A 243-nucleotide genomic window follows, 5' to 3' on the forward strand; every position below is an offset into this window, starting at 1 on the left:
TATGCTTTTCAGTACTGAATTTTTATGGAAAGCCACGCCCTATCTGTATGCTTTAGGACTAACCCTAATGGTTCTGCCCTTAATTTTTTATAGTCCACAGCTTTTTGCGGCAACAGGTGCTAAAAATTGGGTGACCATTGGCTCGGTAACTTTGTTTCAACCGTCAGAGTTTATGAAGATTTCCTATATTTTAATGTTATCTCGAATAACTGTTAGTTTTCATCAGAAAAATCGCAAAACTTT

The 243-nt window shown here is 36.2% G+C and carries 1 protein-coding gene; it reads left to right on the plus strand.

Annotated features, from left to right (window positions below):
- Positions 1-243: FtsW/RodA/SpoVE family cell cycle protein (locus AC0KVN_RS27750; RefSeq protein WP_483656881.1), on the plus strand; the 243-nt coding region annotated here is incomplete at both ends.

The sequence above is a fragment of the Sphingobium sp. SG1 genome (assembly GCF_057063145.1).